Here is a 26,261-nt window from a genome sequence, read left to right as displayed (position 1 = left end):
AGTCAAGAGATTATTCATTCGAACTTTCATCTTTTTCTCTTCCTGTCCGAGCGACTTGTCAGTCGTTGTTCCCGGTCAGTGGAGGCGCATTATAGGGAGTTCTCAGAAGGCCGCAACCCCTAAAATACAAATAATTTACTGACCGCTGAATCTTTCATCAAATGACGTTTAAAGCGGCAATTCCTGGATACTTCTGAAGCCATATGACTGCAAAACAGGCAGCAGACTTTGCGCTTCAGCCGTCATCGCCATGCAATACGCCACACTTTCTATTTCAACTTCCGGATTTATTTTTGGAATCGGCACGTGAGATGTCTCAATTAACCAATGTGCGCGGCGTGCAATCGCAGAACCAGAGTCGATCATACGCGTACCGTCGGGTAAAACCTGTGACAACTCTTCCGAAAGGAGCGGGAAGTGTGTGCAACCTAATACCACTGTGTCCGGGGGTTCGCGCAAACGCAGCCACGGATGCAAGATTTTCTTCAGCGCAGCCAGTGAAACTTCTTCGCCATGCAGCTTCGCTTCCGCCAGTTCGACCAGCTCGGCTGAGCCCAACATCAAAATCTGACAATCCGTCGCGAACCGTGCGACCAGATCATGCGTATAAGGACGCTGAACCGTCGCACGCGTTGCCAGCAACCCGACAACTCCGTTGCGCGTTAATTTCGCCGCAGGTTTGATGGCCGGGACAACGCCGACGACCGGACAACTGAATTTGGCGCGCAATGCAGGAAGGGAAACGGTGCTCGCCGTGTTACAGGCTATGACAATAATAGAGAGGGGATGGCGTCTCGAGACGGCACTGACGATCTCGACGACGCGCTCAACGATAAATTCTTCTGACTTTTCACCGTAAGGGAAAGCCACATTATCGAAGGCGTATATATAGTGCAGGTCCGGCAACATCTGCCGGACCTCATCATACACCGACAACCCGCCGACGCCGGAATCGAAAACCAGCACCGTCGGACGGTCAGGAACTTGCGTTATGTCAGAAGGTATAGCTTCCAGAGAGGTAGTACTCACGTCCTGGTGTGGCATAGCCATAAGCCGTCTCGTAATCTTTATCAAACAAGTTGGCAATTCTACCACGAACTGTCAGGTGTGAGGTCACAGGATATGAGGCCGCAAGATCCCACAAACTTACACCGCCCAGTTTAACGGTCTGATAAGGATAAGTACCGTAATCGGTGTCGTAACGCTGTCCCAGATACTGATAGTTGATCGACCAGTCGATGTCAGCGATGTTCCAGTCAATCTGGTATTTCGCCTGCTGTTTGGCGCGGCGGGTCAGGATCTCGTTAGTGGTCGCGTCACGCGGATCAAGATATTCCAGCGTAATCTGGTGTTGTAGCGGACCGGTATCGAATGAACCTGTCCATTCGACGCCTTTAATCGTCGCTTTCCCGATGTTGTAATAATTACTGGTGGAATCGTTGTAAGCGATCATCTGATCGATATCGTTACGATAGACGTTCAGACGCCAGCTAAGAGGCCCTGTCAGACCTTCCAGCCCGCCTTCCCATTGCTTACTTTCTTCAGGCTTGAGATCAGGATTACCATAGTAATCGCTGTAAAGCTGGCTCAGGTTCGGCGATTTGTACGCCGTGCCGTAAGAAGCAATCAGACGATAACCATCGACGAACTCCCAGGCAGCGCTGCTTTGCCAGGTGGTATGCTGACCGAACTGAGAGTTATCGTCGCTACGCACCGCGCCTTCCAGCGTGAAATCGCTGATTTTTTGCTGGGTGGTCAGATACACGCCGGTATTGTGCTGGTCATAGCCATCTGCCAGATAGCTGGTACCCGGTTCGGTCGTCAGTTTCTGCCAGTCCAGACCCGCACTGACTTCCCCTTTCCCTATCTGGAACGTATTACCCCATTGCAGGTTGTACTGATCGGAATCGTCCAGAGAAGCGGAAGCGTCATACGGGCCGTATTTAGGATCGTAGTTATAGTCTTTGACGTGGCTGTAGCTGCCAATTAACTGTGTGGCGTAAATGCCATTCTGATAACGCAGACCGGTGTCGTATGTCCGGCTGTAAAGCTGACGGGTATCAATCAGCGCGCTGCCCGGCGAATAATACGCATCATAAGCCGTGCGGTTGTCATATCCGTACGCACGTGCAAAGCCGCTGATCTCTTCATTGAACTGATGCTGCAGCGCCAGATACAGTGTCTTGCTCATGAAGCCGTCACGGTCGGGCTGAGGAACACCGCCGTTATTGCCATCCGCGACCACATCGATTCCACGGGTGTAGGTGTAATCCCCTGCCGCAGTCAGCGTAGTGTTCTCACCTAATTTCTGCTGCGTTGAGCCATTGTAGTTCTGATAACCGTGCGAGCCGACACCCGCCCCGAGCGTTGTACCGTCTTTGTCGCGCGTCGTAATAATGTTGATGACGCCGCCAATGGCATCGGAGCCATAAACCGCCGAACGCGGGCCGCGAATAAATTCAATGCGCTGAACTAATGAAAGAGGAATTTGACTGACATCGACGGAGCCGGAAATACCCGCCTGATTAAGACGAATACCGTCCATCAGTACCAAAGTATGGCTTGAGCTGGTGCCGCGAACATACACAGAGGTCAGCTGACCCATTCCGCCGCTCTGGCTGATGTCCACACCCGGTAAACGGCGCAGCACATCGGCCACGGATTTCGACTGCCACCGGTCGATATCTTCGCGCGTGACGATATCCGTTGGCGCTAATACAGAAGAAACGGGCTGTGGAAAACGGTTAGCGGTCACCACCATATTATCGCTGCTGTTTGTGGAAGTACTGTCTTGCGCCCACCCTGAAAAAGCCGTGACGGATAATGCCGTCAGCAGCACATGCTTTTTAATTGTCATGAATCGAGCATCCAAACTTAATTGGCGGATGCCGCAGAGGATCACCGGCGATAATTCGCGACGACGATGATTAATGCGACGTAACATCGGCAGGTCTTCGGACTTAGGATTTGCAGGCTCATTAATTACGTCGTAATTATTTGAGATAACCCGCACCGGGCGATGACTTCCCATCCCCTCTTTCTTCTTTCCTGTATAAGGAGAGAGAAGCAGGAAACAGTGTCTGCATAATAAAGAATGCTATCGCCGTGATTTCCCCATACCGCTGCGCGCCAGTTCCGGATTCACACCGGATTCCCTTTTAACTCAGTCAATGAGGCCGAAACGCAATCGTACGATCAACCTATTTGGAAATCCAGACATCCGTAATAGCAAGTAAGCTTTCACGATATAAATGTAACAATGGTGGACTTAACGGAGACATTCCCTACAATCCCCCGCTAAGTTTGTCCATTCATTCCCTGCTAGACGAGATAACCGATGACGCCTGAAAACCTGCCCATTGAAAAGTACGACGACCAGCTGGCGGAAAAGACCGCACGTCTCACGGCGATGATGTCGCCATTTAATGCGCCGCAGCCTGACGTTTTCCGTTCTCCCGTCAGCCATTATCGGATGCGCGCGGAATTTCGCGTCTGGCACGATGAGGGCGACCTTTACCACATCATGTTTGATCAGCAGACTAAAGCCCGCGTGCGCGTGGATCAGTTCCCGACCGCCAGCGAACTGATTAACCGCCTGATGCCGGTGCTTATCTCAGCCATCAAGCAAGATCCGGCGTTGCGCCGTAAGATCTTCCAGATCGACTATCTCTCGACCCGCAGCGGCAAAATCATCGCCTCACTGCTTTACCATCGTAAGCTTGATGATGAATGGCAGCAGGCCGCCACAATTCTGCGCGACCAGTTGCGTGCTGACGGTTTTGATATCCAGCTGATTGGCCGCGCTGCGAAAACCAAAATCATGCTCGATCAGGATTATGTCGATGAGGTTTTGCCGGTGGCGGGTCGCGATATGATTTACCGTCAGGTGGAAAACAGTTTCACCCAGCCAAACGCTGAAATGAATATTCAGATGCTGGAGTGGGCACTCAAGGCTACGGAAAATTCTACCGGCGATTTGCTGGAGCTTTACTGCGGGAATGGCAACTTCTCGCTGGCTCTGGCGCGTAACTTCCGTCGTGTGCTGGCCACGGAAATCGCCAAACCTTCCGTCGCCGCCGCGCAATACAACATTGCCGCGAACCATATCGATAACGTGCAGATTATCCGCATGGCAGCCGAGGATTTTACCCAGGCGCTGAACGGCGTGCGTGAATTCCGTCGTTTGCAGGATGTTGATTTAAGCGGATACGAATGCAACACGATTTTTGTCGATCCGCCGCGCAGCGGGCTGGATGACGAAACCGTGAAAATGGTGGCTGGCTATGACCGTATTCTTTATATCTCCTGCAATCCGGAAACGCTGTGCGCGAATCTGGAAACACTGAGTAAGACCCACCGCGTCACGCGCCTGGCATTGTTCGATCAGTTCCCGTACACGCACCATATGGAATCTGGCGTGCTGCTGGAAAAAATCTGACGGCGAATGAAAAAACAAAAAACGGGCACTCAGAAGGTGCCCGTTTTTATTTCTGGCCGTTATCCACCCTATTACAAATAAACCCGCAGATATTCTGACAAACACAGAATCGCCATCGCCTGTCCGTAAGGCATCGACGTCAGCGCGATTTCGCGATAGAAATCGAGATCATTACCCATCGCCGTGCCGAATGACGTTTGCGTCAGCTCGCCTGCCGGATTGATGTGTTTGATCACGCCCTGAATGGCTTTCTCCGCCACCGGCGCATACGACGCATCGATATAACGTTTACGCACTGCTTTCAGAATGCCGTAAGCAAATCCGGCAGTAGCTGAGCTTTCCAGGTAAGAGTGTGGATCGTCGAGCAGCGTATGCCACAAACCGCTGTCATCCTGACATTTCGCCAGCGCGCTGACCTGGCTTTCCAGCACCTGTAACAGATAGCGGCGGGTGGCGTTGTTCTCTGGCAAATCCACCAGTTCGAGGAACTCGGGAATAGCAATCGTCAGCCAGCTGTTACCGCGTGCCCAGCGGGCCTGAGCAAAATTATGATGACCGTCGAACGTCCAGCCGTGGAACCACAGGCCGGTTTCGCGATCCATCAGGTACTGAACGTGAACCAGAAACTGGTAAGTTGCTTCTTCCACAAACTCAGGCCGATCCAGCAATTTGCCGATTTTCGCCAGCGGCAGCACACTCATCATTAGCGTGTCATCCCACATCTGCTGATGATTTTCGTTGTTATAAACGATGTGCTGCATCGCACCTTTATCAGTGCGCGGCATTTCATACATCACCCATTCCGCCCAGCGTTCCAGATAAGGACGCCACGCCGCATTACCGGTTTCCTCGTAGCGATATGCCAGCGTCAGGAACGGGCTCATGGTATTGACGTTTTTCGTCGGCGTGCCTTCCGCCAGACGCGCGCTAAACCAGTCGTCGATCACCGCCCGCATTTTCTCGTCACCGGTATGCTGATAATACTGATAAATACCGTAAAGCCCGATGCCGTGCGTCCATTCCCAACCCGCCCAGCCTTTGGTGTCAATGACGCGGCCATCGTCGAGCCGCAACAGGAACTCACCGGTTTTATCTTCGATATTCACCAGATTGTCCGTCACATTGTGGATCAGCGCTTTCAGTTCATTGCGCGAAATGAAATGTTCTGGCTGGCGTAAAAGCGCACTGTGTTTCACTTCAAAAACTTTCATGGTGTTCTCCTGATAAATATTCACCAAATTTACAAACGTCCCTGTGCCGGAATTTCGGCGGCATTTTCACGGGTCAGCTTTTCAGGTGGCGGATTGTGGCGATGCAAATAACCAATATTGTTGTTGCCCCACAGCGATTCGTATTTCATCCCTGTCAGCATTTCGACGATCGCCCGATCTTCCGGCGTAATTTGCTCCGGCACGATGCGGTTCGCGTCACGCATTTTCTGCGTTTCGCGGGTCAGCACGCCGTGCGTTTTCTGATTAAGGCGGAAGAACAGTGAAATGATGAAGCCCATGCTGAGCATCAGCAGTGAGCCGATCACCAGAACGCCGAGAATGGTGTGGCCAACAGCCGGAACCTGCTGGCTCTGCCCGGAAACAAATCCGGCGAGTTGCAGGATAATCCCCACCAGCATCACGGCACCGGCCTGCGAGGCTTTTCGTGTCAGCGTCATCACACCGGCGAAAATCCCCTCGCGGCGCTGGCCGGTAATGGTTTCATCGACATCGGCGATATAGGTGTAGATATTCCACGGCACGTAGTTGATCCCGCCGCGCCCGAGCCCTGCCAGCGCAGAAATCAGCAGCAGTAACGACATTGAATCGTTCATTCCGGTGTAATAGAGCACGCCGTAAGAAATCGCCGCCAACCCGAATAACGTTACGGCCAGACGATAGGACGGTGCCGGTCCGAAGCGGATGCACAGCGGGATCATCCCGATAACCGCCACAAATTGCAGAATCGCCATCATGCCCATGAGGTTGGAAGCAATCGCCGCACTTTGCATCAGCACAAACACCACGTAGTACGTGAAGACGGCATTAAACACGTCCTGCGCAATATACCCGCCGAGATACAAACCCAGATGCTGACGGAAAATTTTGATACGCAGCGTCGAGGACAGTTCCACTTTCAGGCGTTTCAGGCTTTGCACCAGCGTCAGCTGCTGGCGTTCGCGCTCAATTTTCTTCGTGGCTTCGGATTTGAGTTCTTCCGGCCGTTCCCAGGTAAAGAAGTACACCAGCGTCAGTACGAAGGCGCAGATCACCGCAAAGACCAGACTCGAATAGAAGAAGGAAATGGCATTATCTTTGCCAAAATGCTGCAACAGAATTCCCGGCAGGAAAGCGGCGAGAATGGCAGAAAGCTGCGCCAGCGCGATACGGGCTCCAGAGAATTTGGTTTTCTGTTTGAAATCGTCGGTCATTTCCGGCACCAGCGTCTCATACGGCACCAGAATCATGGTGTAAACGATATCGAACAACAGATATGTCAGCAGGTAATAGACATATCCCATGTCGCCCACCCACATGAAGCTGTAGCTGAACACGCAGGGAATACCAAGCAGAATAAAGAACTTACGGCGACCGAACCGTTTGCCGAGCCAGGTATTACCAAAGTTATCCGTGAGATAACCCATTAACGGGCTTAACACCGCATCGGCGACGCGCGCGGTCGCAAAGATGAAGGTCGCTTCGATGGGCGAAAGGCCGCAGAACGTGGTGTAGAAATAAAGCAGCCACGCCGCGGTCAGGGCTGTGGTGCCTGCCCCCAGAAAATCGCCAGAACCGTAGGCGATGTAATTAAAGAATCCTATCTTACGTGTTTTCATTGCCGTCTGGCCTCTGTTAAATCACCTGTAGGCGTAGGCTGAATGCGAACGAAAATACTTCGTCCGGCCATGATTCAAATTAGCGAGGAGCCCGGATGAAAACCTTTTGGTTTTTGCCACTCAGACAGACTTTATGGCAAAGAAATAAAGAAGTGGACGATCAATATCTAAATATTGAACATAGGTTTGATATTTATGAAATGACAGTTCATAAAAAGACAGTCGGAGAAGATCACAAAAGGTCGCGGTCAGGCGTAAGGCATAAAAAAGGCAACCTGAAAGTTGCCTGATTTTTCATAGGAATGAGGAAGTTACTGCGTCGTCGATTTACGCTTTTTCAGCTTCAATCCTATCCAGAACAAAAGCACGACACTGATCAGCAATGGCAGAGAATTCGACCCTAATTCAGGATATTCCACGCGGACAAACGTACTGTAAAGTAGCAATCCGAGAAGGAAAGAGGCCGCAGCCAGCACCGGTAAACCGGTGGGCATTTCGCCTTTGTGATAACGAACATGAAGGCAATACACCGACAACACCAGGGCGATTATCGGGAATATCGAAAACGCGACGACGGAGCTGAATAACGCATCGAAAGTGCCATTAATCGACAGTCCGGCAATCAAAGCCAAAACCAGAGTGCCATTATCCTGGTTCGCTTGTTCGGTCATCTTCTTTACCTCTGGTCTTATTGTGAATAGGAGTCACCGCCGTTCTTTCCTGCTGCCGGCGATACCAGTAATACGCACCTTTAGAAATCATGCGCAGTTGCAACACCAGACGCTCTTCCAGCTGGCGGCGCTGTGCGATATCCACGTCCAGCGCTTCCGCACCGGCGTTGAAAACAATGATCACCATCGCTTCGGCCTGCGCTTCGGTAAAACTGCGCGGCATGTGGTTTTCGAGTTGCAGATAGTCGGCAAGTTCCGCAATAAAATGCTGAATTTCACGGGCGACAGCCGCACGAAACGCGGAAGACGTACCGGAACGTTCGCGCAACAGCAGACGAAAGGCGTTGGGGTTATTTCCGATGAACTCCATGAAAGTCGAAACCGACGTGCGGATCACGCTGCCGCCTTTGGCAATACGCTGGCGCGCCTGGCGCATCAGCTGGCGCAGCATCAAACCGCTTTCATCAACCATCGTCAGACCCAGTTCATCCACGTCACGGAAATGCCGGTAAAAGGACGTCGGCGCAATACCCGCTTCACGGGACACTTCACGCAAACTCAGACTGGCAAAGCTGCGCTCGGCACTCAGCTGGCTAAAAGCCGCTTCAATCAGTGAGCGACGCGTGCGCTCTTTTTGTTGTGCTCTTACGCCCATAACATTCATCCGGATAATGTTCTTCTTTTTGATTATTCGCCCGTTATAGCTTCACTATACCAAAATTTTTACCGGGCGGAGCCATAGATACCACAGCATAAAGTGGGTCAGAATGTTGCCGTATTACCATTAAATGACAACTGCATGTGGGGTAATTAGGTGTAATATGTTACTTTCTCGTTGTGATTTTGTATAAAAATAGGTTTCGAACTATGCCACAGCACTCACATTTTGATGCCATCATCATTGGCTCAGGCCCTGGCGGAGAAGGCGCCGCGATGGGACTGGTTAAACAAGGCGCCCGGGTTGCTGTCATCGAACGCTATAACAACGTCGGTGGCGGATGTACTCACTGGGGAACCATCCCTTCCAAAGCATTGCGTCACGCCGTCAGCAGAATCATCGAATTTAACCAAAACCCGCTCTACAGTGATAACTCCCGCACCCTAAGCTCCAGTTTCCCGGATATTTTGCGTCATGCAGATTCCGTCATTAATCAGCAAACCCGCATGCGTCAAGGTTTCTATGAAAGAAACCAATGCCAGCTGTTCTCCGGCGACGCCAGTTTTGTCGATGCCAATACCATCAACATCCGCTACGCCGATAACACGCACGAACAAATCACCGCCGACAACATCGTGATTGCCTGTGGTTCGCGCCCTTACCGTCCTGCCAACGTCGATTTTGGTCATCCGCGCATTTATGACAGCGACCTGATCCTCGAACTGAGCCACGAACCCCGCCACGTCATCATTTATGGCGCGGGCGTTATCGGCTGCGAATATGCCTCTATCTTCCGCGGTCTGAACGTAAAAGTGGACTTAATCAACACCCGTGACCGGTTGCTGTCTTTCCTCGATCAGGAAATGTCAGACGCGTTGTCTTATCACTTCTGGAATAACGGTGTAGTTATCCGCCACAACGAAGAATTCGAGATGATTGAAGGCGTGGAAGACGGCGTGATCATGCACCTGAAATCCGGTAAGAAAGTGAAAGCTGACGCGCTGTTGTACGCTAACGGACGCACCGGTAACACTGACAAACTGGGTCTGGAAAATATTGGTCTTGAAGCCGACAGCCGCGGTTTGCTCAAAGTAAACAGCATGTATCAGACGGCTTTGTCGCATATTTATGCCGTCGGCGACGTCATTGGCTATCCGAGCCTGGCTTCAGCGGCTTACGATCAGGGCCGCATTGCCGCACAGGCGATGATTCAGGGCGAAGCGAAAGTGCATCTGATCGAAAACATTCCGACCGGCATTTATACCATTCCTGAAATCAGCTCCGTCGGCAAAACCGAGCAGGAACTGACGTCCATGAAGGTACCTTACGAAGTGGGCCGCGCGCAGTTTAAGCATCTGGCACGCGCGCAAATCGCCGGAATGAATGTGGGGAGCCTCAAGCTGCTGTTCCATCGTGATACCAAAGAAATTCTGGGTATTCACTGCTTTGGAGAGCGCGCTGCCGAGATTATTCACATCGGACAGGCAATCATGGAACAGAAAGGTGAAGGGAATACTATCGAGTATTTCGTTAATACCACCTTCAACTATCCGACCATGGCAGAAGCTTATCGCGTAGCGGCACTGAACGGATTAAACCGCCTTTTTTAAGCCCGCGGCTTTATCCATATAAGGTTGCATGTGCTCTTTGATGGCTTCAGCCAGTTGTTCATAGCGCCCACGCAGTGGCGAACCGGGACGATATACCAGCGCGATCGTGCGACGGGGTTCCGGTTTGTCACACGTCAGATACGTGACGCCATCGCGGCTGCGCTCATTCGGCACGGCCAGCGAAGGCAGCAAGGTAATGCCACTTCCCGCCGCTACCATATTCCGCAGCGTTTCCAGACTGGTTGCGCGGAAATGCGTATCTTCGTCCGCCCCTGCCTGGAAGCAAAAACCGAGCGCCTGATCGCGCAGACAATGTCCGTCTTCCAGCATCAGCAGCTTTTCACCGGCCAGATCCGCCATCGCCACGCGATCGCGTGATGCCCACGGATGATCGTCGTAGATCGCCAGTTTCATCGGCTCATCAAACAGCGGCACTTCAATAAAAGCTTCGCTCTCTTTGACCAGCGCCAGAATCGCACAATCGAGCTTCCCGCTGTCGAGCTGAGCCAGCAACTGATGGGTTTGCGCTTCGTGCAGATACATTTCGAGTTTAGGGAATGTTTTATGCAGTGAAGGAATGATTTGCGGCAAAAGATAAGGCCCGACGGTAGGAATTAGCCCGATATGCATCGGCCCGGACATCGCTTCGCCCTGCTGGCTGGCCATCTCTTTGAGGACTTTCACTTCACGCAGGACCGTGCGCGCCTGATCCACCAGCAGTAAACCGGCTTGTGTGAACAGCACCTTACGACTGGTTCTTTCAAGCAGCATCACGCCCAGTTCATCTTCCAGCTTACGGATTTGCCCGCTTAACGTCGGCTGGCTGACATGGCAGGAATCTGCTGCACGACGAAAATGGCGGAACTCTGCCAGTGCCACAAGATACTCTAAATCACGAATGTTCATTTTTCCTCCAGTCCCTATAAGGCAATGCGATAGCCGATAACGATAGATAAGATAGCAATCAACGATTATATCTATCAACCATTATCGTGAATAATGCCTTCCAACGAAACGGCAATGCCGAAAATAATTCATATTCTATCGATTAATTAAGAGGTTATTCATGTTTGCAAGCCAGGAAGGGAAATACGTACCGCACGTTACTTTTCACACCCGCCAGGGCGATCAGTGGGTAGATCTCAGCACCGATGAATTGTTCAAAAACAAAACAGTGATTGTCTTTTCACTGCCGGGTGCATTTACCCCGACCTGTTCTTCAAGCCATCTGCCGCGTTACAACGAACTTGCACCGGTGTTCAGACAACACGGCGTCGACAGCATTCTGTGCGTCTCTGTTAACGACACGTTCGTCATGAATGCCTGGAAATCAGAACAGAAGGCATCGAACATTACCTTTATTCCGGACGGCAACGGTGAATTCACCAAAGGCATGGACATGCTGGTCGAGAAAGCGGATTTAGGTTTCGGCCCGCGTTCATGGCGTTATTCCATGCTGGTACGTAACGGCGTGGTCGAGAAAATGTTCGTTGAGCCAAACAAGCCGGGCGACCCGTTTGAAGTGTCAGATGCAGACACAATGCTGAAATACCTGGCACCCGAATACAAAGTGCAGGAATCGGTTTCCGTATTCACCAAACCGGGCTGCCCGTTCTGTGCCAAAGCCAAACAGATGTTGCAGGAACGCGGTATTCAGTATGAAGAAATCGTACTGGGCAAAGACGCCACCACCGTCAGCCTGCGCGCTGTCACCGGCCGTGCGACCGTGCCGCAAGTCTTTATTGGTGGGCGCCACATCGGCGGAAGCGACGATCTGGACGTTTACCTGCATTCAGAAACACAAGAAGTGTGCGAAGTTGCACAATAAGCTTCACCGGAAACAGCTGTAAGAAGTAAGACGATAATCCCTGCATTACCAACAAAAAAGCAAAGTTAGACTACGTGAACTTTCGGCGGGCTTAGTGCCCGCCATTTTTTGTTTCTGCGATCTCAGCCCGTTTTTTCCCGACCTTCTCCTGCAACACTTTGCGGTCAATTTATTCCGTATGGCAGGACGATGACGGCGCAAAAGCCCCGCACAAAAATCACTCAGCAGGATGTCGCGCGTCTGGCAGGCGTTTCCGTTGCTGCGGTTTCGCTGGTGCTTGGCGGCAAAGGACGGATATCCCCCGAAGGCGTGGAGCGCATTTATCAGGCCATCGATCAGCTCGGTTACCGTTTACCGGCCACACCGTCAGTCGCACCTTTCACACGAACGGGCATTCTGCTTTCACCAGATTGCGCTTTCGCCGCCGGTTTACTCCCCGAATTGTCCTGCGCGCTGCAACAAACCGGCTTCACACTTATACCGGGCTACGCAGACACCTCAACGCTTCTGGAGCACGCCGCGCAGCTTCTGGCGCAGGACGTGCGCGGGATTTTCGTCTGCGGGAAATTACTCAATGCGCAGCCTGATACGCTGAAAGCCCTGCATGCGCGGGCGACGGCGCGGCATGTGGCGCTGACCGGCGTCGGCACGCATTTCCATACCGGTCCGCTCGCGACAATTCATCCCGACAATGCGCTGGGCGCACACATGGCAACGGATGCGTTACTTCAACAACAGCACCTGAATATTGGTTATCTCGGCGGGGAAAATCATTCGCTGGTTCGCGCCGAGCGGCTGGGCGGCCTTTCGCTCGCGCTCGGGAAAGCCGGTCTGGCGTTTTCCGCATCGTTAAGTCAGCCCTGTGCAGCGACATTTGACGACAGCTTCCGCGCAGTCACTCAGCTCATTAAACAAAGCCCCAAAATTTCCGCGATCCTTTGCGACAACCCGACGGTATTACTGGCCGCGCATCACGCGCTGGCCGAAGGTTTGCAAACCTCCCGATGGCGGCTGTTCTCGCGGCGCATCGCTCTGGCTGGTTTCGGCGAGTGCGAACATTCCCTGAAACTGGCTTTGCCTCTGGTTGCCACACGTCATACCGAGATGGCGACACGGGCAGTGGAATGCCTGCATGCGCAACTGGCCGGAGAGTCATTATTGCCTGACGACCCGCGTCTGAAGGTATCTCCGGCGTTTCTCGCTTCTGCTTAAAAAAACCGGCGAAAAATTTTACCCGTTTTATTTATCAATTCTGAACCCTGCCTTTTGACGGTTTTTCCGCCAGCCCCAATGCTGTGAGCATTGTTTTTCGGATGGTTAACGTCAATGACTGACTTCGCAGCGCATGCCCGGGATCGGGCGCAGCATTTTCTCACCTTACTCGCCCAGTGGGTGGCGATCCCTTCGCCGTTCGACGCTGCCAGCCTACAGCCGGATGCGCCTTTTGGCCGCGGCGTTGCCGACGCGCTCAGCTGGTGGCAAAAACTCGGCGACGACGCCGGGCTGAACACACTCAATGTCGACAACCACGCCGTGCATATTGAATACGGCAGCGGCGAGGAAATCGTGTATGTCTTTGGTCACGCTGACGTGGTTCCCGCCGGTGACGGCTGGCATTTTCCGCCGTATCAGCTCTCGCGGCTGGGCGACAATCTGATCGGTCGCGGCGTCGTGGATGACAAAGGCCCGATGATTGCCGCCTGGCTGGCGCTGGATATTCTGCGTGAACTGAATCTTCCTCTCTCACGCCGCATCCGGCTGGTGGCGGGCGGCAACGAAGAGAGTGGTTTCCGCTGCATTCGCCGCTATTTTGAATCGCAGCCGCAACCTGCTTTTGCTTTTACGCCGGACGGAAAATTCCCGGTGATTTACGGCGAAAAAGGCTCTTTGCTGGTCACGCTGACGTCCCCGGTTGAACAGCCTGGTTTGACCGTGTCCTGCGGCAGCGTGCTGAACACCATCCCTGACGTCGCCCGGCTGAACGGATTGTCGCTCTCCTCTGGCGGCTGGACGTTACCCGACGGTTTTACGTTGCTGGCCGAACCGGGACAAATTAATCACTGGCAGCTTTATGGTCGCGGCGGACACTCCTCAAAACCGGAGGCCTGCCTTAATCCGATTGCCGGTGCCGCGCAACTACTTCATCAACGTTTCAGCGCACGCTGGACACAACAACTTTGCGAAATCACCGCGCCGGAAACCGGCCAGAGCGGCGTGCAATTCGCGCTGGATACGCCGGGAGAATGCGGTCAGATCCTGCTGGTTCCCGTCGTACTGAACATCAAAAACGGGATGGTGTCGCTGACGCTGAACGTCCGTTATCCCGAAAACCTGACCCCGGAATACATCGCTGAACGGCTTACGCTCTGGAATCTCAGCTGGCCCGACAGCCGCATCAGCATTGAGCCGGTCAAATCACCGAGCCTTTATCCGCCGGACAGCGCGCTGGTGAAGACGTTGCACGAGATTTACACCCGTCATACCGGCGATACAAACCACCCGTCGCGCACCACCGGCGCAGGCAGTTACGCCAGCGCAATGCAAAACGCGGTGATTTTTGGCTGCGAATTTCCCGACGGCTCTTCCGGCAATACACACGGTGCGGACGAATACGGCAGCCTGAGCCGTTTTATCAGCGCCATCGGCATCTACGCCGAAGCCCTTTACCGGCTGGCAAATCTGCCCGCCGCTCCTTCCGATAACACGAGGTAATTCACGATGTCTGCAAAAAAACTGATTGCGCTGTGCGCCTGCCCGATGGGTCTTGCTCATACCTTTATGGCAGCCGAAGCCATTGAAGTCGCCGCCCGCCAGCGCGGTTATGACGTGAAAATTGAAACGCAGGGTGCCGACGGTATTCAGAACGAACTGACGGCAGAAGATATCGCGCAGGCCACAGTCATCATCCATGCCACCGGTATTACGCCGCAAAATATCGAGCGTTTTAACGGCGTCGAAGTGTATGAAGTTGAACTGAAAGATGCGGTGAAAAATGCCGGCGGACTGATTGATGAGATTGAGGCCGATCAGGCTCAGTGATCCCACTTTTGCTTTTTTAAGCGCGAGGAGTTTTCCGTGGCGATAAGAAAAAGAGTCATTAATACCGGTCACAGTCAGGCATCCGACACACCGCCTGCGGGGCCTGCAGGTAAAGGCCAGAGCCATGCCTGGAAAGAATTTAGCAAACACATCATGACCGGTATTTCCTACATGATCCCGGTGCTGATCATGGGCGGTCTGATTGGCGCGCTGTCGCAAATCATTCCTTATGTTTTTCTGGGAATGTCGCCGGACGAATCCATTATGGGTGCGCTCAACAGCGGGCGATACAGCGGCAGTTCGGTCTGGATGCTGCAAATCGCCAGCATCATGGAAAGCTTCGGTTTCACGCTTTTTGGCTTCGCCATTCCGATGTTCTCAGCATTTACCGCCAACTCCATCGGCGGAAAAACGGCGCTGGCGGCCGGGTTTATCGGCGGTTATGTCTCGATTAAACCTGTCGCCATTCCGGCTCTGATCAATGGTGAATGGGCCGCCGCTGCGCCGGTCGCTTCGGGCTTTCTGGGTGCTATCGTGATCGCGTTTGTGGTCGGGTATTTCGTCCGCTGGCTGAACAACACCATCAAACTGCCGCACAACTGGCTGGCGTTCAAAACCACATTTTTCATCCCGCTGATTTCCGCCATTGTCGCGATGTTACTGATGGTTTTCCTGATAACCCCAATCGGCGGCTGGCTGAACACGCTCATCCGTGAAGCGTTACAGGCCGCAGGCGCGGCGGGCACATATTTCTACGCCACCTTACTGGCAGCGGCGACGGCGTTTGATCTCGGCGGACCGGTGAACAAAGCCGCCGGGTTTGTGGCGCTCGGCTTTACGACGGAAAAAGTGTTGCCGATAACCGCGCGCTGTCTGGCGGTCGTTATTCCTTCGTTCGGCCTCGGGCTGTCTACGGTGATCGACAAATGGCTGGTCGGGCGGCGTGTTTACGATCGCCAGTTCAATCAGATTGGCCGCACCGCGATTTTCCTCGGTTTTATGGGGATTTCCGAAGGCTCGATTCCGTTTGCGCTGGAACGTCCGGGGTTTGTCATTCCGGTATACGTGGTGGGGGCAATTATCGGCGCGCTGCTCGGGGTTTCACTGGGTGCCGTGCAATGGTTCCCGGAATCCGCCATCTGGGCATGGCCGCTGGTCAGCAACATTCCGGCCTACCTGATGGGTCTGGCGGGCGGTTCGCTGTTTATCGCCGTGACCTGCGTGTTCTACCGTAACCGTTTAATCAAAAAAGGGCTGCTCGACGTCGCCTGAACCCGGAGAAAATAATGAGTCGTCAGCAACGTCTGGGCGTTCTGCGCCAGCTTATGCAGGAACAGCACCTACCCGCCGTGCTTCTGACCGACAGGTTCAGCAAGTACGCGGTAACAGAACTGTACAGCGCGTCGGGGTATGTGCTGGTTACGCCAGCCGACCTGTGGATTTTGGTCGATGGCCGCTACAGCGCCGAATGCCGGCAGAACAACCCGGACGTTGAGGTGCTGACGCTGACCGCCGAAAACCCGCTCGCGGATGTGATTAAACGGCTGATCCCCGGTAAACCGTTGTTTGCAGATGCCAGCCAGTTATCGCATCTTGCGTGGCAGGCGCTGGAAAAACAGTGCAACGTGACGCTGCAACACCGGGATATGTCGTTTTTGCGCGTGCATAAATATCCCGATGAAATCGCCAAAATACGTGAGGCTGCGGCAATTGCTGACCGCGCGCTGGAAAAGGTTATCCCGTTTATCAGGCCAGGTATCAGCGAAAAAACGCTGGCGGATCATCTCGAAATGGCGGTGAGACAAGCTGGCGGCAGTAAAACGTCGTTCGATACCGTGGTGGTTTCTGGCCTGCGCGGCGCGTTGCCACACGGGCGTCCGACCGATAAAAAGCTGATGACCGGTGAACTGGTGACGATAGATTTCGGCGCGGTGTATCAGCATTACTGTTCGGATATGACGCGCACTTTCGCACTGGGCAACGTCAGCGCGGAACTGAAAGCAATTTATGACACGGTACTTCTCGCCCAGCAGTCCGCACGTGACGCCGTCAGGCCGGGAATTCGTTGTCAGGAACTTGATGCCGTGGCGCGAGATATTATTGCAGCGGCGGGTTTTGGCGGGTACTTCAGTCACAATCTGGGGCACGGTTTAGGGCTGGATGTCCACGAAGCGCTGGCGCTCAGCCCGCAAAATGCGCAGCAGCTGGAACCGGGAATGATCATCACCATCGAGCCGGGAATTTATGTGCCGGGTCTGGGCGGCGTGAGAATTGAAGATGACGTGCTGGTGACGGAAACGGGCAGCGAGGTACTGACGCACAGCCCCCGGGCGTGGAAAGACATCTGTTTCTGAAGTGATTTTCTCCCCCTTCACAGGGGGAGAAGCCGGAAGGCTTAAAAACCCAAACGCGCTTTCGCGTCCGCAATGGCCTGCGCCACCTGCTGCGGAGAAACACCACCTTTGGCCGCACGTTTATCAAGACAGGATTGCAGTTCGAGAATGGCGTAAACGTCATTGCCAATCACGCTGCTGAATTTCTGCAAATCCGCCAGCGGCAATTCTTCCAGCGCTTTGCCCTGATGAATCGCTTCGACCACCGCTTCACCCACAATATGGTGCGCTTCACGGAACGGCACGCCTTTGGCAACCAGATAATCCGCCAGTTCGGTAGAATTCGCGTAACCCTGCTGCGCGGCTTCTTTTGCACGCGGACGTTTCACCTGAATCCCGTCCAGTACCAGAGATGCCATGTTCAGGCAATCCAGCCAGGTATCGAGCGCGTCGAACAGCCCTTCTTTGTCTTCCTGCATGTCTTTGTTGTACGCCAGCGGCAGGCCTTTCATGGTCATCATCATGCCGGTCAGTGCGCCCTGCACACGACCACATTTGCCACGGATCAGCTCCAGCGCATCCGGGTTTTTCTTCTGCGGCATCAGGGAAGAGCCGGACGTCACGCGGTCGGACAAATCAATAAACGCCGCTTCGCCGGTGTTGAAGAAAATCAGATCTTCGGCGAAACGGGAAAGGTGAACCATGCTGATGGCGGCGTTGGACAACAGTTCCAGCACGTGGTCGCGGTCAGACACGCTGTCGAGGCTGTTACGGGTCGCAGAGGCAAATCCCAGCCAGCCTGCCAGCTGTTCGCGATCCATAGGATAAGCGGTACCGGCCAGTGCGCCACAACCCAGCGGGCTGACGTCCAGACGAGTCAGTGTATCTTTCAGGCGGCTTTCATCACGCGCCAGCATTTCCACATACGCCATACACCAGTGCGCAAAAGTCACCGGCTGCGCGCGCTGCAGGTGGGTGTAACCCGGCATCACGGCGTCCTGATTGGCTTCGGCCGTCGCGACCAGCGCCTGTTGTAAATGATGTAACGCGTCGCCCAGTTCGACGACCTGCGCTTTACACCACAGTTTAATGTCGGTTGCGACCTGATCGTTACGGCTGCGGCCTGTGTGCAGTTTTTTGCCAAGATTGCCGACTTTATCGATAAGTTTGCCTTCGACCCAGCTGTGAATATCTTCAGCGTCGCTGGCTAAAATAGCGCGGGGATTGGCACGGACTTCTTCCAGTAAAACGGTCAGGGCTTCTTCCAGCTGGATTTGCTCGTCAGCAGTTAATACGTTGACGGTCACCAGCGCTTTGGACCAGGCAACCGAGCCCACGATATCCTGTTCTGCCAGCCGGTAATCGAAACGCAGTGAGTCATTGAGTTCTTTAAACCGCTGGTCTGCTGCCTGAGTAAAACGTCCGCCCCAAAGTGCCATTTTCCTGCTCCTGAATTAATTATGCAAAAGGGCGCACTATGCTGCGCCCTTGAAAAGCGTATACCGAATGCGCCGCCGTTGCGTTACGCCAGAATACGTGTGCCGATGGCAACGCCGTTAAACAGTGCCGGTAATTGTTCGGCGTGGCGCCAGCTGGCGATATCCACCGGACGGCCTAGAGAACGTGCGGCGTCCAGCGCGGCGTGAACTTTGACGATCATTCCGTCGGTGATAATACCCTGCTCGATAAGCTGTTCGGCTTTCTCTGCACTCATTTCCGGAATGCGCTGGCCTTTGCCATCGAGAATGCCGCTGACATCAGATAGCAGGATCAGATCTGCACCCAGCGTGGCTGCCAGCGCCGTCGCTGCCTGATCCGCGTTAACGTTCATCAGCTCGCCCGCAGCGGTAATACCGATTGAGCTGACAATCGGCAGATAACCTGCACCATGCAGAGTGTTAATCAGCGCCGGATTGCCCGCTTCGGCTTTACCCACGAAGCCCAGAGATTCATCCAGCTGGGTTACGCTGACCGTACCGCCGTCTGCCAGAGACAGGCCAACGGCATTAATGTGGTTTTTCACCGCCCACGCCAGCAGGGTTTTGTTCGCGCTGCCCGCCAGTGCGCCGGTAATGATGTCAATCTGATCGGCCGGCGTCACACGCAGACCGGCTTTTTTCACGACAGGAAGATTCAGCTTTTTCATCAGCTCATCAACCAGGCAGCCGCCACCGTGAACGATCACCAGCGGGCGATGATATTCCTGACGATAAGCCACGACCGCCATGAACAGGCGCTCAAGTGCTTCTTCATTATCCAGCAACACACCACCTAACTTGATGACTAACGGATTCATAGCTGTTCGCGCCCCGACCGGTTGAGAATGTTAATTAATAACAATGCGTTTAATTTAATCTACCATCCCTGAACGTCTGAATAAACGCTCAGGGACGCGTGTTTTCTGTTTGCTGACAATCTGAGGATTGTTAAAGCAGGGATTGCGTTTCCGGGAAGCCAAAGCGGATATTCATGCACTGCACAGCCTGCGCGGAAGCGCCTTTCAGCACGTTATCCTCCGTCGCCACCACAATCAGATGTTCGCCTTTCACCGCGAAGCCGATATCACAGAACGGCAGGCCGACCACGTCTTTCAGCGCCGGAACGCCCCTGGTGTACAGACGCACCAGCGGTTTGTCGTGATACGCATTGTGGAAAGCTTCTGCCACATCCTCCTCCGTCACACCTGCATTCAGACGGCATGTAATAGTCGCCAGAATACCGCGCGGGAAGTTACCCAGATGCGGCGTGAAAATGACCGGCACGCCAAGATGCTCGGCGATTTCCGGCTGATGGCGATGGCTAAAAAGTTTGTACGGCTGAAGGCTGACTTCACAGAAGCTGTTGCCCAGCGTGGCTTTGCGGCCTGCACCGCTGACGCCGCTGGTGGCGTTGATCACCGGCCACTGGCTGTCATTGAGCAAACCGTTTTCGATAAGCGGTTTCAGCGCCAGCTGAGAAGCGGTCGGGTAACAACCTGGCACAGCAATCAGCTGCGCATCTTTTAATTTGTCAGCCTGCCATTCGGCCAGGCCGTACACGGCTTTATCGAGCAAATCGAGATGCTGATGCTCGAAACCGTAGAATTCGGTGTAAAACTCAGGTTTGCTGACGCGGAAAGCTCCCGAGAGATCGAACACCACGCAACCCGCCGCCAGAAACTGCGGGGCCAGGTCATGGCTGACTTCATGCGCGGTTGCCAGAAACACCACATCGACACCTTTCGCTGCTTCCGCCACGTCTTTGAGCGGCAAAACAGGCAGATCGACGATGCCTTTCAATTGAGGGTGCAAATCGGAAAGCAATTTTCCTGCATCTGCACTTTGCGCTGAAACCGTTAAACCGGTTATGTTCATATGTGGGTGGCGGTTCAGATAAGCCGCGAGTTCGGCTCCGGCATAACCTGTGGCACCAACAATCAGCGTATTCAACATAGGGTCTGTTCACCTTCTCAATTTTGGGTAAGGAGCCGGATAATTATTCTGGTTTCCTTACGCACTGGCTTATTGTATTTTTATTCACAATTATTGCATGAATATGAATACTACCCTAACTAAAGGCTGTCAACAGTGAAGATGAAATTACCTCCTTTTATTGAGCTCTATCGGGCGTTAATCGCAACCCCTTCCATCAGCGCAACGGACGCTGCTTTGGACCAGAGCAATGAGACGCTAATCCATTTACTGGCAGGCTGGTTCGGTGATTTAGGCTTCAAAGTTGAAGTACAGCCCGTCCCAGGTACGCGCAATAAATTCAATATGTTAGCCAGTACCGGCGAAGGTGCCGGCGGCTTACTGCTGGCTGGTCACACCGACACCGTTCCGTTCGATGACGGACGCTGGACACGCGATCCTTTCACCCTCACCGAGCATGAAAATAAGCTCTATGGTTTGGGGACTGCCGACATGAAAGGTTTCTTCGCATTTATCCTCGATTCACTGCGCGATGTTGATCTGACCAAACTGACTAAACCGCTGTATATTTTAGCGACGGCGGATGAAGAAACAACGATGGCCGGTGCCAGCTACTTTTCCAAAAATGCGAAAATTCGTCCGGACTGCGCAATCATCGGCGAACCGACCTCGTTGAAACCGGTTCGTGCGCACAAAGGTCATTTGTCGAATGCCATCCGCATCACCGGTCAGTCCGGCCATTCCAGCGATCCGTCGCGCGGCGTGAACGCCATCGAGCTGATGCACGAGTCGATTACCCATCTGATGACGCTGCGCAATACGCTGAAAACCCGTTACAACCACAGTGGTTTTGTGATCCCGTATCCGACCATGAACTTCGGTTATATCAACGGCGGCGACGCGCCAAACCGTATTTGCGCCTGCTGCGAGATGCACATGGATATTCGTCCGCTGCCGGGCCTGACACTGGCTGATATCAACGGTCTGCTCAACGAAGCGCTGGAGCCTGTCAGCCAGCGCTGGCCGGGCCGTCTAGCTATCGAAGAACTGCATCCGCCGATCCCGGGCTATGAATGCCCGCCGGATCACCCGCTGGTTCAGGTGGTCGAAAAGCTTCTGGGCGTGGAAACGGAAATCGTTAACTACTGCACCGAAGCGCCATTTATTCAGGAACTGTGTCCGACGCTGGTTCTGGGGCCGGGTTCTATCGATCAGGCGCACCAGCCAGATGAATATATTGATACCGCGTTCATAAAACCGACACGTGAGCTGATTTCTCAGGTCGTTCATCACTTCTGTTATCACTGATCCTGAATCAGGGTTGATGAAGAAACAATCAGGGCGCTTCCGGGCGCCCTTTGATACTGTACAAATGATGGATTAGCCAAACTGATATCGTCGCGGTTGTAATTAAATTTCAGCGACATCGCCAAAAAGACCATTTTTAACGTGAGTGATCGGGTGTTTTTGGGTTAAAACAGGTGCGGTATTTAAAAAGTATGGCCAGGTTGGCGGGTGAACGGGGCATGAATGCCTGACGGGTGAAAGTTATTTACAGAATATAAAAATCAAACGAGAGAACGGGTCAGAGGTGATATGAACGAACAATATTCCGCAATGCGAAGTAATGTCAGTATGTTAGGTAAATTGCTGGGCGACACGATCAAAGATACGTTGGGAGAACATATCCTGGATCGTGTTGAAAAAATCCGTAAGTTGTCCAAATCCTCACGTGCAGGAAATGATGCAGATCGTCAGGAATTGCTGTCAACGCTGCAAAATCTCTCGAATGATGAGTTGTTGCCCGTTGCCCGTGCTTTCAGCCAGTTCCTTAATCTAGCCAACGTAGCCGAGCAATATCACAGCATTTCGCCACACGGCGAGGCAGCCAGCAACCCTGAAGCTCTGGCACAATTGTTCGATCGTCTGAAATCCAAAAATCTCTCTGAACAACAATTGCGTGACGCCGTTGACCAGCTTTCTATCGAACTGGTGCTGACCGCACACCCGACGGAAATCGCCCGCCGCACGCTTATCCACAAACTGGTGGAAGTGAATAATTGCCTCAAACAACTCGACCATAACGATCTGGCCGATTACGAGCGCAAACAAATTATGCGCCGCCTGCGTCAGTTAATTGCGCAGTCATGGCACACCGACGAAATCCGTAAGAACCGCCCTTCTCCGGTTGATGAAGCCAAATGGGGTTTTGCGGTGGTCGAAAACAGCCTGTGGGAAGGCGTTCCTGCTTTCCTGCGTGAACTGAATGAGCAGCTTGAGACATCACTGAATTACAAAATGCCGGTGGAAGCCGTGCCGGTGCGTTTCACTTCCTGGATGGGCGGCGACCGCGACGGTAACCCGAACGTGACTGCCGATATTACCCGCCACGTTCTGTTGCTGAGCCGCTGGAAAGCCACCGATCTGTTCCTGCGCGATGTCGCTGTGCTGGTTTCCGAACTCTCCATGACCGAATGTACGCCGGAACTTCGCGAGCGGGCCGGTGGCGCGGATATCCTCGAGCCGTACCGCGAAATCATGAAACAGCTGCGTACCCAGCTGACCACCACGCAGGTGTATCTCGAAGCCCGTCTGAAAGGCGAACGCGTTGCGCGTCCTCATGATTTGCTGGTGAAAAATGAACAACTCTGGGCACCGCTTTACGCCTGTTACCAGTCGCTGCTGGCCTGCAATATGGGCATCATCGCGAACGGTCAGTTGCTCGATACCCTGCGCCGCGTACGCTGTTTCGGCGTGCCGCTGGTGCGTATCGACGTGCGTCAGGAAAGTACCCGTCATACCGACGCGATCGCTGAAATTACCCGTTATCTGGGGCTGGGCGATTACGAAAGCTGGTCAGAATCCGACAAACAGGCATTCCTGATCCGCGAACTGAATTCACAACGCCCGTTGGTGCCACGCCACTGGGAACCGAGCGCCGATACCAAAGAAGTGCTCGATACCTGCCAGGTGATTGCAGAAGCGCCGGAAGGCTCTATCGCCGCTTATGTCATTTCCATGGCGCGTACGCCGTCTGACGTTCTGGCCGTGCATTTGCTGCTTAAAGAAGCCGGTTGTCCGTTCCCGATGCCGGTTGCGCCGCTGTTCGAAACGCTGGATGACCTCAATAACGCCGACGATGTAATGAAGCAATTGCTGAGCATCGACTGGTATCGCGGCTTCATTCAGGGCAAACAAATGGTGATGATTGGCTATTCCGACTCCGCGAAAGACGCGGGCGTGATGGCAGCTTCATGGGCGCAGTACCGCGCACAAGACGCATTGATCAAAACCTGTGAGAAAGCCGGTGTCGCGCTGACGCTCTTCCACGGACGCGGCGGTTCTATCGGCCGTGGCGGTGCGCCAGCGCAAGCTGCGCTGCTCTCTCAGCCGCCGGGCAGCCTGAAAGGTGGCCTGCGCGTGACCGAACAGGGCGAAATGATCCGCTTCAAATTTGGTCTGCCGGAAGTCACCATCAGCAGTCTGGCGCTGTATACCTCCGCCATTCTGGAAGCCAATCTGTTGCCACCGCCTGAGCCGAAAAAAGCCTGGGTGGACATCATGGAACAGCTGTCTGACGTTTCCTGCAAAATGTATCGTGGTTATATTCGCGAGAATAAAGACTTCGTGCCTTATTTCCGTGCTGCAACGCCGGAGCAGGAACTGGCGAAACTGCCACTGGGTTCACGCCCGGCGAAACGTAAAGCCAACGGCGGCGTGGAAAGCTTGCGCGCGATTCCGTGGATCTTCGCCTGGACGCAAAACCGTCTGATGCTGCCAGCCTGGCTGGGCGCAGGTGCTGGTTTGCAGGCCGTTGTCGATGACGGGAAACGCGATGAGCTGGAAGCCATGTGCCACGACTGGCCATTCTTCTCTACGCGTATCGGTATGCTGGAAATGGTGTTCGCCAAGGCCGACCTGTGGCTGGCGGAATACTACGATCAGCGTCTGGTCGAAAAAGAACTGTGGCCGCTGGGCGCGAAACTGCGTGAGCAGCTGGCAGGCGATATCAAAGTGGTGCTGGCGATTTCCAACGACGATCATCTGATGGAAGATTTGCCGTGGATTGCTGAATCTATCGCATTGCGTAACGTCTACACCGACCCGCTTAACGTACTTCAGGCTGAGTTGTTGCACCGTTCACGTGAGTTGGAAAAAGACGGCAAGCAGGATGCGAATGTCGAACAGGCACTGATGGTGACGATTGCCGGTGTGGCAGCAGGTATGCGAAATACCGGCTAGTTATCGCTGAAAACGTCCAAACAAAAACCCGCGAATTCGCGGGTTTTTTGCTTTCTGCATTCGGGACATTGTTTACTTATTTACTTAAGCACGAACCGGCACGGCGATGTCAGGGCGTACACCCAGCGTATGGCAAATTGCGTAGCTCATTTCAGCACGGTTCAGGGTGTAGAAATGGAAGTCCTTCACGCCTTCGCGGCTGAGGATTTTCACCATGTCCATCGCGATATTTGCGCCGACCATTTTGCGGGTTTCCGCATCATCGTCCAGCCCTTCAAACTGACTGTTCATCCAGTTCGGGACACGCACGTTAGTCATGGTGGCAAAACGCGTCAGCTGTTTGAAGTTGGAAACCGGCAGAATGCCCGGCACGATTTCAACATCAATGCCCTGACCCGCACAGCGGTCACGAAAACGAAGATAACTTTCTACGTCGAAGAAAAATTGTGTAATGGCGCGGCTGGCGCCCGCGTCGATTTTACGCTTCAGGTTGATCAAATCTGCCTGTGCGCTTTTGGCTTCCGGGTGAACTTCCGGGTAAGCCGCCACGGAAATATCGAAATCACCCACTTCCTTCAGCAGATGCACCAGATCGGTGGCATACATATCCGGTTTACCGCCGCCCGCCGGTAAATCCCCGCGCAGCGCGACGATATGACGGATGCCGCTTTCCCAGTAATCCTTCGCAATCTGACGCAGTTCATCACGGCTGGCATCGATACAGGTCAGGTGCGGTGCCGCTTCCAGACCGGTGCGCTCTTTAATGCCTTTGATGATGCTGTGTGTGCGGTCACGCTCGCCGGAATTAGCACCGTAGGTCACGGACAAAAACTTAGGCTTAAGGCTGCTGAGACGGTCGATGGAGCTCCACAACGTATCTTCCATCTCGCTCGTGCGCGGCGGGAAAAACTCGAAAGAAACGTTAATCTGACCCTGCAACTCTGCCAGATTCTGGTTCAGCGCTTCGCGCTGGTTTGCGTGGAAAAAGCTCATAAACACTACCTCATGGATCACTGCGTTTTAATTATTGGCTTATATGGTAAGCGTCTAGACGTCTAAACGTATGGATAGACAATGGAGGAAGTGAGCAAAACTGTCAACTGCAAAAATGCATATGCGTGTGATTAATCTTCACTCAAATTGAAAGAATTTCATGTTGGGGGAAAGTGCAGAGGAAGAGATGAGGATAAGTCTGTAAGCCCCCT

The 26,261-nt window shown here is 53.5% G+C and carries 22 protein-coding genes and 1 riboswitch; of the genes, 11 read left to right on the top strand and 11 right to left on the bottom strand.

Annotated elements, in window-relative coordinates:
* Nucleotides 1–168: 168 nt before the first annotated feature.
* Both murI and btuB read right to left on the bottom strand, forming a co-directional pair.
* Nucleotides 169–1,050 carry a glutamate racemase gene (gene murI / locus GW579_RS22940; RefSeq protein ID WP_152325054.1) on the bottom strand — a complete coding sequence of 294 codons (882 nt, stop codon included), beginning with the start codon at nt 1,048–1,050 and terminating at the stop codon, nt 169–171.
* On the bottom strand, nt 995–2,857 hold the full coding sequence (btuB, locus tag GW579_RS22935) for a TonB-dependent vitamin B12 receptor BtuB (RefSeq protein ID WP_165062050.1): 1,863 nt from the start codon (nt 2,855–2,857) through the stop codon (nt 995–997). The genes murI and btuB overlap by 56 nt, the downstream gene beginning before the upstream one ends.
* A gap of 71 nt (nt 2,858–2,928) precedes the next feature.
* Nucleotides 2,929–3,196, bottom strand: a riboswitch (cobalamin riboswitch).
* 141 nt (nt 3,197–3,337) lie between these two features.
* On the opposite strand from btuB, the gene trmA reads away from it, so the two are divergent.
* A complete protein-coding gene (gene trmA / locus GW579_RS22930) occupies nt 3,338–4,438 on the top strand; it encodes a tRNA (uridine(54)-C5)-methyltransferase TrmA (RefSeq protein ID WP_152325052.1) in 1,101 nt (366 codons plus the stop codon).
* A gap of 71 nt (nt 4,439–4,509) precedes the next feature.
* Here the strand turns inward: trmA and bglB are convergent, their stop codons facing one another.
* Nucleotides 4,510–5,649 (bottom strand): beta-galactosidase BglB, encoded by a 1,140-nt coding sequence (gene bglB, locus GW579_RS22925; protein ID WP_165062048.1) that lies wholly within the window; start codon nt 5,647–5,649, stop codon nt 4,510–4,512.
* A gap of 29 nt (nt 5,650–5,678) precedes the next feature.
* A complete protein-coding gene (locus GW579_RS22920; RefSeq protein ID WP_152325050.1) occupies nt 5,679–7,265 on the bottom strand; it encodes an MFS transporter in 1,587 nt (528 codons plus the stop codon).
* Between the two features lie 95 nt (nt 7,266–7,360).
* On the opposite strand from GW579_RS22920, the gene GW579_RS22915 reads away from it, so the two are divergent.
* Nucleotides 7,361–7,555, top strand: coding sequence for a hypothetical protein (locus GW579_RS22915; protein ID WP_152325049.1), 195 nt, complete (start codon nt 7,361–7,363; stop codon nt 7,553–7,555).
* Between the two features lie 21 nt (nt 7,556–7,576).
* On the opposite strand, the gene GW579_RS22910 is transcribed toward GW579_RS22915, so the two are convergent.
* Nucleotides 7,577–7,936, bottom strand: coding sequence for a YijD family membrane protein (locus GW579_RS22910; protein WP_165062046.1), 360 nt, complete (start codon nt 7,934–7,936; stop codon nt 7,577–7,579).
* Entirely contained in the window at nt 7,911–8,591 is a 681-nt protein-coding gene (gene fabR / locus GW579_RS22905; RefSeq protein ID WP_152325047.1) for an HTH-type transcriptional repressor FabR, read from the bottom strand. Before fabR ends, GW579_RS22910 begins: the two co-directional genes overlap by 26 nt.
* A gap of 212 nt (nt 8,592–8,803) precedes the next feature.
* Here fabR and sthA point away from each other — a divergent pair, with 212 nt between their 5' ends.
* Nucleotides 8,804–10,204: a Si-specific NAD(P)(+) transhydrogenase gene (sthA, locus tag GW579_RS22900; protein ID WP_152325046.1), complete on the top strand. Its 1,401-nt coding sequence runs from the start codon at nt 8,804–8,806 to the stop codon at nt 10,202–10,204.
* On the opposite strand, the gene oxyR is transcribed toward sthA, so the two are convergent.
* Nucleotides 10,187–11,110 carry a DNA-binding transcriptional regulator OxyR gene (oxyR, locus tag GW579_RS22895; RefSeq protein WP_152325045.1) on the bottom strand — a complete coding sequence of 308 codons (924 nt, stop codon included), beginning with the start codon at nt 11,108–11,110 and terminating at the stop codon, nt 10,187–10,189. The genes sthA and oxyR overlap by 18 nt on opposite strands.
* 160 nt (nt 11,111–11,270) lie before the next feature.
* Between oxyR and GW579_RS22890 the strand changes: the two genes are divergently transcribed.
* From GW579_RS22890 to GW579_RS22865, 6 genes are all read left to right on the top strand, one after another.
* Complete coding sequence (locus GW579_RS22890; protein WP_165062044.1) at nt 11,271–12,032, top strand: glutathione peroxidase; 762 nt, start codon at nt 11,271–11,273, stop codon at nt 12,030–12,032.
* 189 nt (nt 12,033–12,221) lie between these two features.
* A complete protein-coding gene (locus GW579_RS22885) occupies nt 12,222–13,244 on the top strand; it encodes a LacI family DNA-binding transcriptional regulator (RefSeq protein WP_165062042.1) in 1,023 nt (340 codons plus the stop codon).
* 114 nt (nt 13,245–13,358) lie between these two features.
* Nucleotides 13,359–14,744 (top strand): Sapep family Mn(2+)-dependent dipeptidase, encoded by a 1,386-nt coding sequence (locus tag GW579_RS22880; protein WP_165062040.1) that lies wholly within the window; start codon nt 13,359–13,361, stop codon nt 14,742–14,744.
* 6 nt (nt 14,745–14,750) lie between these two features.
* Entirely contained in the window at nt 14,751–15,071 is a 321-nt protein-coding gene (locus tag GW579_RS22875) for a PTS fructose transporter subunit IIB (RefSeq protein WP_152325041.1), read from the top strand.
* Nucleotides 15,072–15,107: 36 nt separating this feature from the next.
* Nucleotides 15,108–16,343 carry a PTS transporter subunit EIIC gene (locus GW579_RS22870; protein WP_206739027.1) on the top strand — a complete coding sequence of 412 codons (1,236 nt, stop codon included), beginning with the start codon at nt 15,108–15,110 and terminating at the stop codon, nt 16,341–16,343.
* Between the two features lie 14 nt (nt 16,344–16,357).
* The gene (locus GW579_RS22865) at nt 16,358–17,425 is read left to right on the top strand and encodes an aminopeptidase P family protein (RefSeq protein WP_165062038.1); all 1,068 of its coding nucleotides are present in this window, start codon (nt 16,358–16,360) and stop codon (nt 17,423–17,425) included.
* 41 nt (nt 17,426–17,466) lie between these two features.
* Here GW579_RS22865 and argH read toward each other — a convergent pair whose 3' ends face one another.
* From argH to argC, 3 genes are all read right to left on the bottom strand, one after another.
* Nucleotides 17,467–18,843 carry an argininosuccinate lyase gene (argH, locus tag GW579_RS22860; RefSeq protein WP_165062036.1) on the bottom strand — a complete coding sequence of 459 codons (1,377 nt, stop codon included), beginning with the start codon at nt 18,841–18,843 and terminating at the stop codon, nt 17,467–17,469.
* A gap of 83 nt (nt 18,844–18,926) precedes the next feature.
* A complete protein-coding gene (argB, locus tag GW579_RS22855) occupies nt 18,927–19,700 on the bottom strand; it encodes an acetylglutamate kinase (protein ID WP_152325038.1) in 774 nt (257 codons plus the stop codon).
* A 130-nt stretch (nt 19,701–19,830) separates the two neighbouring features.
* Nucleotides 19,831–20,835: an N-acetyl-gamma-glutamyl-phosphate reductase gene (gene argC / locus GW579_RS22850; RefSeq protein WP_165062034.1), complete on the bottom strand. Its 1,005-nt coding sequence runs from the start codon at nt 20,833–20,835 to the stop codon at nt 19,831–19,833.
* A gap of 135 nt (nt 20,836–20,970) precedes the next feature.
* On the opposite strand from argC, the gene argE reads away from it, so the two are divergent.
* Together argE and ppc are read left to right on the top strand one after the other, a co-directional pair.
* Nucleotides 20,971–22,122, top strand: coding sequence for an acetylornithine deacetylase (argE, locus tag GW579_RS22845; protein ID WP_165062032.1), 1,152 nt, complete (start codon nt 20,971–20,973; stop codon nt 22,120–22,122).
* A gap of 288 nt (nt 22,123–22,410) precedes the next feature.
* Nucleotides 22,411–25,056 carry a phosphoenolpyruvate carboxylase gene (gene ppc, locus GW579_RS22840; protein WP_152325035.1) on the top strand — a complete coding sequence of 882 codons (2,646 nt, stop codon included), beginning with the start codon at nt 22,411–22,413 and terminating at the stop codon, nt 25,054–25,056.
* A gap of 84 nt (nt 25,057–25,140) precedes the next feature.
* Here ppc and metF read toward each other — a convergent pair whose 3' ends face one another.
* A complete protein-coding gene (metF, locus tag GW579_RS22835) occupies nt 25,141–26,049 on the bottom strand; it encodes a methylenetetrahydrofolate reductase (RefSeq protein WP_152325034.1) in 909 nt (302 codons plus the stop codon).
* Nucleotides 26,050–26,261: the final 212 nt, after the last annotated feature.

This window comes from Rahnella contaminans (genome assembly GCF_011065485.1).
Taxonomy (GTDB): Bacteria; Pseudomonadota; Gammaproteobacteria; order Enterobacterales; family Enterobacteriaceae; genus Rahnella; species Rahnella contaminans.
This window is presented reverse-complemented; position numbering and strand designations above follow the sequence as displayed.

What these genes read in the sequence shown, in the direction of transcription:
- argH (WP_165062036.1), bottom strand. Translation starts at nt 18,843, where the DNA reads ATGGCACTTTGGGGCGGACGTTTTACTCAGGCAGCAGACCAGCGGTTT.
- oxyR (WP_152325045.1), bottom strand. Translation starts at nt 11,110, where the DNA reads ATGAACATTCGTGATTTAGAGTATCTTGTGGCACTGGCAGAGTTCCGC.
- GW579_RS22865 (WP_165062038.1), top strand. Translation starts at nt 16,358, where the DNA reads ATGAGTCGTCAGCAACGTCTGGGCGTTCTGCGCCAGCTTATGCAGGAA.
- fabR (WP_152325047.1), bottom strand. Translation starts at nt 8,591, where the DNA reads ATGGGCGTAAGAGCACAACAAAAAGAGCGCACGCGTCGCTCACTGATT.
- GW579_RS22885 (WP_165062042.1), top strand. Translation starts at nt 12,222, where the DNA reads ATGACGGCGCAAAAGCCCCGCACAAAAATCACTCAGCAGGATGTCGCG.
- argB (WP_152325038.1), bottom strand. Translation starts at nt 19,700, where the DNA reads ATGAATCCGTTAGTCATCAAGTTAGGTGGTGTGTTGCTGGATAATGAA.
- GW579_RS22875 (WP_152325041.1), top strand. Translation starts at nt 14,751, where the DNA reads ATGTCTGCAAAAAAACTGATTGCGCTGTGCGCCTGCCCGATGGGTCTT.
- GW579_RS22915 (WP_152325049.1), top strand. Translation starts at nt 7,361, where the DNA reads ATGAAAACCTTTTGGTTTTTGCCACTCAGACAGACTTTATGGCAAAGA.
- murI (WP_152325054.1), bottom strand. Translation starts at nt 1,050, where the DNA reads ATGGCTATGCCACACCAGGACGTGAGTACTACCTCTCTGGAAGCTATA.
- metF (WP_152325034.1), bottom strand. Translation starts at nt 26,049, where the DNA reads ATGAGCTTTTTCCACGCAAACCAGCGCGAAGCGCTGAACCAGAATCTG.
- btuB (WP_165062050.1), bottom strand. Translation starts at nt 2,857, where the DNA reads ATGACAATTAAAAAGCATGTGCTGCTGACGGCATTATCCGTCACGGCT.
- GW579_RS22880 (WP_165062040.1), top strand. Translation starts at nt 13,359, where the DNA reads ATGACTGACTTCGCAGCGCATGCCCGGGATCGGGCGCAGCATTTTCTC.
- ppc (WP_152325035.1), top strand. Translation starts at nt 22,411, where the DNA reads ATGAACGAACAATATTCCGCAATGCGAAGTAATGTCAGTATGTTAGGT.
- sthA (WP_152325046.1), top strand. Translation starts at nt 8,804, where the DNA reads ATGCCACAGCACTCACATTTTGATGCCATCATCATTGGCTCAGGCCCT.
- argC (WP_165062034.1), bottom strand. Translation starts at nt 20,835, where the DNA reads ATGTTGAATACGCTGATTGTTGGTGCCACAGGTTATGCCGGAGCCGAA.
- GW579_RS22920 (WP_152325050.1), bottom strand. Translation starts at nt 7,265, where the DNA reads ATGAAAACACGTAAGATAGGATTCTTTAATTACATCGCCTACGGTTCT.
- trmA (WP_152325052.1), top strand. Translation starts at nt 3,338, where the DNA reads ATGACGCCTGAAAACCTGCCCATTGAAAAGTACGACGACCAGCTGGCG.
- GW579_RS22910 (WP_165062046.1), bottom strand. Translation starts at nt 7,936, where the DNA reads ATGACCGAACAAGCGAACCAGGATAATGGCACTCTGGTTTTGGCTTTG.
- GW579_RS22890 (WP_165062044.1), top strand. Translation starts at nt 11,271, where the DNA reads ATGTTTGCAAGCCAGGAAGGGAAATACGTACCGCACGTTACTTTTCAC.
- bglB (WP_165062048.1), bottom strand. Translation starts at nt 5,649, where the DNA reads ATGAAAGTTTTTGAAGTGAAACACAGTGCGCTTTTACGCCAGCCAGAA.